Source organism: uncultured Zoogloea sp. (assembly GCF_937894855.1).
Taxonomy (GTDB): Bacteria; Pseudomonadota; Gammaproteobacteria; order Burkholderiales; family Rhodocyclaceae; genus Zoogloea; species Zoogloea oryzae.
The window spans coordinates 24,944-31,650 of sequence record NZ_CALAYQ010000079.1 but is presented as its reverse complement, the minus strand read 5'-3'; the positions used below and the strand labels follow the sequence as shown (position 1 = coordinate 31,650).

General features: G+C 67.6%; 3 protein-coding genes and 1 pseudogene. 1 reads left to right on the top strand and 3 read right to left on the bottom strand.

The window, feature by feature from the left end:
* Positions 1-602 (bottom strand): annotated as a pseudogene (locus Q0672_RS10185) (PCRF domain-containing protein); the annotation flags it as partial.
* 132 nt (positions 603-734) lie between these two features.
* Between Q0672_RS10185 and Q0672_RS10180 the strand changes: the two are divergent.
* The gene (locus Q0672_RS10180; RefSeq protein WP_298621923.1) at positions 735-2,348 is read left to right on the top strand and encodes an ATP-binding protein; all 1,614 of its coding nucleotides are present in this window, start codon (positions 735-737) and stop codon (positions 2,346-2,348) included.
* Between the two features lie 32 nt (positions 2,349-2,380).
* Here Q0672_RS10180 and Q0672_RS10175 read toward each other — a convergent pair whose 3' ends face one another.
* Positions 2,381-4,423, bottom strand: coding sequence for an extracellular solute-binding protein (locus Q0672_RS10175; RefSeq protein ID WP_298621921.1), 2,043 nt, complete (start codon positions 4,421-4,423; stop codon positions 2,381-2,383).
* Between the two features lie 10 nt (positions 4,424-4,433).
* Entirely contained in the window at positions 4,434-6,665 is a 2,232-nt protein-coding gene (locus Q0672_RS10170) for an EAL domain-containing protein (protein WP_298621919.1), read from the bottom strand.
* Between the last annotated feature and the right edge of the window lie 42 nt (positions 6,666-6,707).

The window sequence follows — 6,707 nt, the reverse complement described above, 5'->3', positions numbered from 1 at the left end:
GGATGCCGGTTTCGGTGCGCAGGAAGCCGTAGGCGTATTCGCCGCCGACCTTGATGGTGGCGCTCTTGATGCCGGCCACTTCGCCTTCGGATTCTTCGAGCAGCTCGACCTGGAAGCCCTTGCGTTCGCAGTAGCGCAGGTACATGCGTTCGAGCATGCCGGCCCAGTCCTGGGCCTCGGTGCCGCCGGCGCCGGCCTGGATTTCGATGAAGCAGGCGTTGCCGTCCATCGGGTTGTTGAACATCCGGCGGAACTCGAGCTCGCCCACGCTGGCTTCGACGGTGGCCACATCGGCCTCGACGGCCTGCATGGTGTCCTCGTCGTCTTCCATGGACGCGAGTTCGAACAGATCCTTGCCGTCGGCAATGCCCTGTTCGATCTTGTCGAGGGTCAGCACGACGCCTTCGAGGGCTTTCTTTTCCTTGCCGAGCTCCTGGGCCCGGGCGGCGTCGTTCCAGATGTCGGGATCTTCGAGTTGCTTGCTGACTTCGATCAGCTTTTCAGCCTTGTTGTCGTAGTCAAAGATACCTCCGAAGTTCGAGCTCCCGGGCCTTCAGGTCGGCGAGCTTGTTGGAGATGGCGTTGAGGCGTTCTGCTTCCATGATCGTGGCCCTGGCGGATTCGGGAAAACCTCGAACTATATCATGAGCTTCCTGCTTGGAATGGGCCGCCGCGGTGGTTCGCCCGGGGGCCGGTCGTGCTAGTCTCGCCGGCTCAGGATAAGTGGATAAATCATGAGTCAGACCCCATTGGATAACCGGACCAGGCTGCATCAGGGCGGACGCCTGCTGCTGGCCCGGGTGCGCTGGATCACCCTGCTGGCGGTGCTGCTGGGGCTCGTGGCCGCAGGGGCGACCACCTTTGCCATCGAGCGTTTCCTGGGCGAGGAGCGGGCGCGCGCCGATCTGGCCCGGGATCTGGCTCGCACGACCCGCGTGCTGGCCCTGACGATGCAGGGGCAGCTGTGGGATTACGCCCGGGAGAGCGCCGAGGGCATCGTCCGGTCGCTGGCGGCCGACGACCGGCGGATCGTCTCGGTGGTGGTGTTCGACCGGGCGGGCAGCCAGCCGTTTGTCGAGTACGTGGGTGCGGGGGCGGCCGATGCTGTCGCGGTGATGCGCAGCGAGGTGGACATCGACGCCAACGGCGAGGTGATCGGCAAGGTGGTGGTGACGATGAGCGCCGCGCCCTACCTCGAGGTGGCTGCGGATGCGGTGCGGCGGACGATGCTGATCACCATTTCGATGCTGGTGCTGGGCGGCATGCTCATCATGGCGTTTCTGCAGCGCCGGCTGCTGCTGCCGATGGAGGCGCTGGCTGCGGCGGCGGGCCGGCTTTCGACGGGAGACCTGGGCGGCGAGATCCGCCCGTTGCGCGACGACGAGCTGGGCGGCGTGGCCCGTGCGCTGGAGAACATGCGGGTGGCGCTGCTGGGTGCCTTCGAGGATCTGCACGCCAAGAACCGGGAGCTCACCGCCCAGTCGGCCCTGCTGGAGCAGCGGGTGGCCGAGCGAACCGAGGCGCTGTCGAAAGCCAATGACGATCTGCGCGGCGCGATGGAGGCGCTCAAGAGCACCCAGAGCGGGCTGATCGAGGCGGAGAAGCTGGCTTCGCTCGGCAGCCTGGTGGCGGGCGTCGCCCATGAACTCAACACGCCCCTGGGCAACGCGATCACGGTGGTGACGACGCTGGAGGATCAGCTTGCCGAGATGGTGCGACGGGTGGCGTCCAACACCCTGCGGCGCTCCGATCTGGATCAGCATCTGCTTGAAGCCCGGCAGGGGCAGGACATCCTTCAACGCAACGTGACCAAGGCGGCCGATCTGGTGCGTGGCCTCAAGCAGCTGGCGGTGGATCAGACGACCGACATGCGCCGGCAGTTCAGCCTGGTCGAGGTGGTGGACGAGGTGCTGATCATGGTCCGGCCACGCTTCAACCATACGCCTTACCGCATCGAGACCGATCTGGCCGAGGTGAGCATGGACAGCTACCCTGGCCCCCTCGGGCAGGTGCTGACCAATCTGGTGCTCAATGCGCTGACCCACGCCTTCGTCGGGCGGACGTCGGGCTGCGTGACGATCAGCGCACACCTGCGGGGCGATGGTCAGTTGCTGCTGGTGCTGCGGGATGACGGCGTGGGGATTGCGCCGGAGGTGCGTCGGCGCTTGTTCGAGCCCTTCGTCACGACGAAGATGGGGCAGGGCGGGTCGGGCCTGGGGCTGCACATCGCCCGCAACATCGTGATGGGGTTGCTGGGCGGCACCATTGACGTGGTGAGCGAGCCGGGGCGGGGGGCAGAGTTTCGTGTGGCGATCCCCCTGACGGCGCCGGAGCGCCCGGCGGCCTGAGTGCTGGCGGGGGGGGGGGGGCTGCGGCCTGGTCAGGGCAGGTAGCCGGAATCCCGCATCTGCTTCACTGTGCGGATCTGGGCCCGGTGCATCGTCTGCTCGGCGCTCTGGCCACCGGTGAGGGCCTGGGCGATCTCCTGGCCCACGGCGTTGCCGATGGCGGGGAATTCGGGAATCGAAAGCACCTGGATGCCGGTGTAAGGCACTGCCCGCAGGGTCGGGTTGCGCGGGTCGGCGGTGGCGAGGGCGTCGAGCACGAAACCGGAGAACGGTGCGGCGGCCTTGTAGGCCGGGTTCTGGTAGGTGGACCTGCGGGTGCCCGGTGGCGCGGCAACCCAGCCCTGGTCGGCGGCAACCAGGCGGATGTAATCCTTTGACGTCGCCCAGGTGATGAACGCCAGCGCCGCCTGCCGCTTGGTGGTGGAGGCGGGGATCGCCAGTGCCCAGGTCCATAGCCAGTGGGCGCCCCGTACCGTGACCGCCACCGGCGCCGGGGCGTAGCCCAGCACCCCGGCGACTTTCGATTCCTTCGGGTTGTAGAGGCTGCCTGCTGCCACGGTGGCGTCGATCCAGATGGCGCAGTGGCCATCGGCGAAGAGCTGCAGGTTTTCGTTGAAGCCGTTGCGCTCAGGGTTGGGCGGGCCGTAGTTGCGGAGGACGTCGAGATACCAGTCGACGGCCCTGATCCATTCGGGCGAGTCGATCTCGGGCGTCCAGTCGGGCCGGAACCAGCGGCCGCCAAAGGTGTTGGCGAGGGTGCTGACGGTGGCCATGTTCTCGCCCCAGCCGGGGCGGCCGCGCAGGCAGATGCCGTACTGCTGCTGCTCGGGGTGGTGGAGCTGGCGGGCGAACCGCTGGATTTCCTTGATGGTGGGCCGCGCCGGCATCACCAGCCCGGCTTGGCGGAAGAGATCGGCCCGGTAGTAGGTCATCGAGCTCTCGGCGTAGAAGGGCAGGGCGTAGAGGGTGTCTCCCACGGTGAGCTGCTGGCGGACGTTGGGCAGGATGTCGTCGAGGTCGTAGCTGGCCGGCAGCCCGGTGATCGGGGAGAGCCAGCCGTTTCGCCAGGTTTGGGCCTCGTTGGGGCCGATGGTGATCACGTCGAACTGGCCGTCGGCGATGGCGAGGTCGCTGAGGGTGCGGCGGCGCAGGATGTTCTCTTCGAGCACGCGCCATTCGAGTTCGACCCCGGGATGCGTCTTTTCAAACTGCCGGGACAGGCGCTGCATGATCTGCATGTCCGGGTTGTTGACGGTGCCGATGGTGATGCGGACGCCTCTGCCCTTGGGGCTGGCAGGTACCGAGAGCCCGTGGCGGGCAAGGATGCGGCTGAGGCTGCCGTCCTTCTCGAGGGCCTTGAGGCCGGCGTCGAAGGCCTGCTGCAATTCGGCGTGGCGAGGGCTGCTCAGGGGAAAGGCCAGGTGGAAGCTGCTGGGAAACAGCACCGGCGACAGGAATTCCAGCTTCCCGATGTACTGGGGGCGCTGCAGGGCCATCAGGTCGGCGGCGAGGTACTTGTCGATCAGCACCAGATCGATCCGGCCATTGGCGAGCTTGTCGAGGTTCTGCAGATCGAGGGCGACCCGCTCGGTGCGTAGCGGGGCGACGGCGGCCGCTGCTGCGCCGGAGAGGCTGCCGCGGGTGATTCCGAAGCGCAGGTTGGCCAGGGCTTCGAGGGCGGCGGCCGGGCGGCGGATGGCATCGGCGGGCAGGCGGATCGGGGAATCCTTGCGCTTAAGCAATCCCAGCTGGTCGCCGGGCAGCGGTGCGGAGAGGAGATATCCGGACTTCAGGGCTGGGTCGGCATGAACCGGCATCCAGCCGTCCACCTCGCCGGATTCGGCCATGTGGCGGGCCCGGTCGGGGGGGTAGAAGTTGGTCTGGACTTGATACCCGCTGCGGGCGAAGGCGGCCCGGGCGACTTCGGGCACGTAGCCCTGGTCGGGCAGGGTGGCGCCGGCGTAAGGTTCCCGCTCGATGGCGGCGAGGCGCACGATGTTGCCGGCCACTGCCGTCGGGAGCAGGCCGCCGAGGAGGACGAGCCCGGCGGCGACACGGATCAGCAGGATGCGCACGGGGCGCACCTCAGTAGGGGAGCGGGTAGCCGTCGCGCAGCCCGGCGAGCCAGGCGGCGAGTTCGGTGCTTTCCATCGGCCGCGCGAAGAGAAAGCCCTGGGCCTCGTCGCAGCCGAGCTGGTGCAGCGCGTCGGCCTGGGCCACGGTCTCGACGCCTTCGGCGATCACGCTGAGCCCGAGGTTGCGGCCAAGCTGGATGACGGTCTGGGCGATGCTTCCGCCGGCGCCGCCGGTGGTCTGCATGGCGCGGATGAAGCCCCGGTCGATCTTCAGCCGGTCCACGTCGAGCTGCTGGAGGTAGGACAGGGACGAGAAGCCGGTGCCGAAATCATCGACGGCCACGCTGATCCCCAGCGCCTTCACCTCGCGGATGACGCCGGTGATGTAGTCGGGCTCCAGCATCGCCATGGATTCGGTGATCTCGAGTTCGAGCAGGGCAGGATTGATGCCGGTGTCGGCGATGGCGCCCTGGAGCGTCTGGATGAAGCGCGGGTGGCGGAACTGGGCGAGGGAGACATTCACCGCCATCCGAAAACCGGCGAAGCCGGCCTCTGTGAGGGCGACCTGACGATGGCAGGCGTTGCGCAGCACCCACTGGCCGATGTCGACGATCAGCCCGGAGTATTCGGCGATGGCGATGAAGCGCTCGGGCGGGATCAGTTCGCCGCTCTCGGCCTTCCAGCGCAGCAGCGCCTCGGCACCGACGATGCGGCCATCGGCAAGATTGATCTGGGGCTGGAAGCACAGGAACAGACGGTCGTGCTGGAAGGCGCTGCGCAGGTTGCGTAAGAGGCGCACGCGCTCCTGCACCTCGGTGCCCATCTCGCGGTCGTAGAAGCAGTAGCTGCCGAGCCCGCTGGCCTTGGCGCGCTTGAGGGCGATGGTGGCGTTCTTGAGGGTATCGGCGCCGTCGCCGGGCACTTCGGTCAGCATCACGCAGCCCTGGCTGGCGGAGATCATCTGCTCGGTGAGGTCGATCTCGAAGGGCTCCTGGAACAGCCCGGCGATGGCCTCGGGGTTGAGCAGCGCGCGGGGGCCGAGCAGGCCGAAGGTGTCGCCGTGCACGCGGGCGACCATGATCTGGCGGGCGCAGTGCTCCACCAGCCGGTCGGCCACGGCGCGCAGGATGCGGTCGCCGTAGGGGTGGCCGAGGGCTTCGTTGGTCTCGGAGAAGTGGTCGAGGTTGAGGAGGATGAGCAGTTCGTCGCCGCCCTGGCGCCGGCGGTGGTCGATCTCCTGGACCAGCCGGGTGCGGTTAGGCAGGCGCAGCTGCGGGTCGACGAAGGCCGACGCGTTGAGCTGGGCGAGCAGATCGAGGTTGTCGAGGCACACCGCCATGTTGGTGCAGAACACATCGATGAGCTGCTGGTCGGTGTCGGCGAGCGGCGCCACGGTGTCGATGTAGGCCGCCATCATCATGCCGGAGCGGCCGCCGAAGAGCAGCACGGTGCGCGTGCCGTTGAACAGGCTGGTCTCGTCGGCCAGGCTCTTGATGAGCATGCCGCGCACCTCGCCGTCCTCGAGCTGGTCGAGGGGCTGGTTGAGCAGGCCCACGTAGCGCCCGGCGGCGGCCACCACCCGCAGGTTGGCCGCATCGATCGGCCCGCTGTTCTGGCGGCGGGTGATGATCAGACCCTCGGTCGGCAGGCCGAGCAGGCCGGTGATCTGGGTGATGACGCCGGCAGCGAAATCACTGATGCCCCGCTCGGCCATCAGGCGGGCGCTGCCCTGGACGATGAGGTCGAGGCCCCGCCGGCTCGCCGAGATGATGTGGAGCTGGCTGTAGGAGCGGATTGCCGCGGTGAGCGTGGTGTAGAGCTTGATGCGGGTGAGCTCGGACTTGGTCCTGTAGTCGTTGATGTCGTAGTCGCGGACGACTTCCATCTCCGGCGCGTAGCCCGGCTGGCCGGTGCGCAGGATGATGCGGATCTCCTGCTGGCCGAGTTCGTCGCGGATGTGGCGGACGAGTTCGAGCCCGGCGTTGACCTCTTCCATCACCACATCGAGGAGGACTACCGCGATGTCGGTGTGGGCGGCAAGGATGCGGCGGGCTTCGGCGGCGCTGTGGGCGTGGAGGAAATCGAGGGGCCGGCCGGCGATGGGCAGGTTGCGCATCGCGAACACCGTGGCCTGGTGGACATCGTCTTCGTCGTCGACGATCAGCACCTTCCAGCCGGGCTGGACGGGGGCACGGCTTTCATCCTCGGCGCAGAACAGGATTTCGTTGTGTTCGTCGACCACTACGCCTCCCATGTTGCCAAGATGGTTATAGCCAGGATTGAC

Coding starts and splice junctions, on each gene's coding strand:
- Q0672_RS10180 (WP_298621923.1), top strand. CDS start 735: ATGAGTCAGACCCCATTGGATAACCGGACCAGGCTGCATCAGGGCGGA.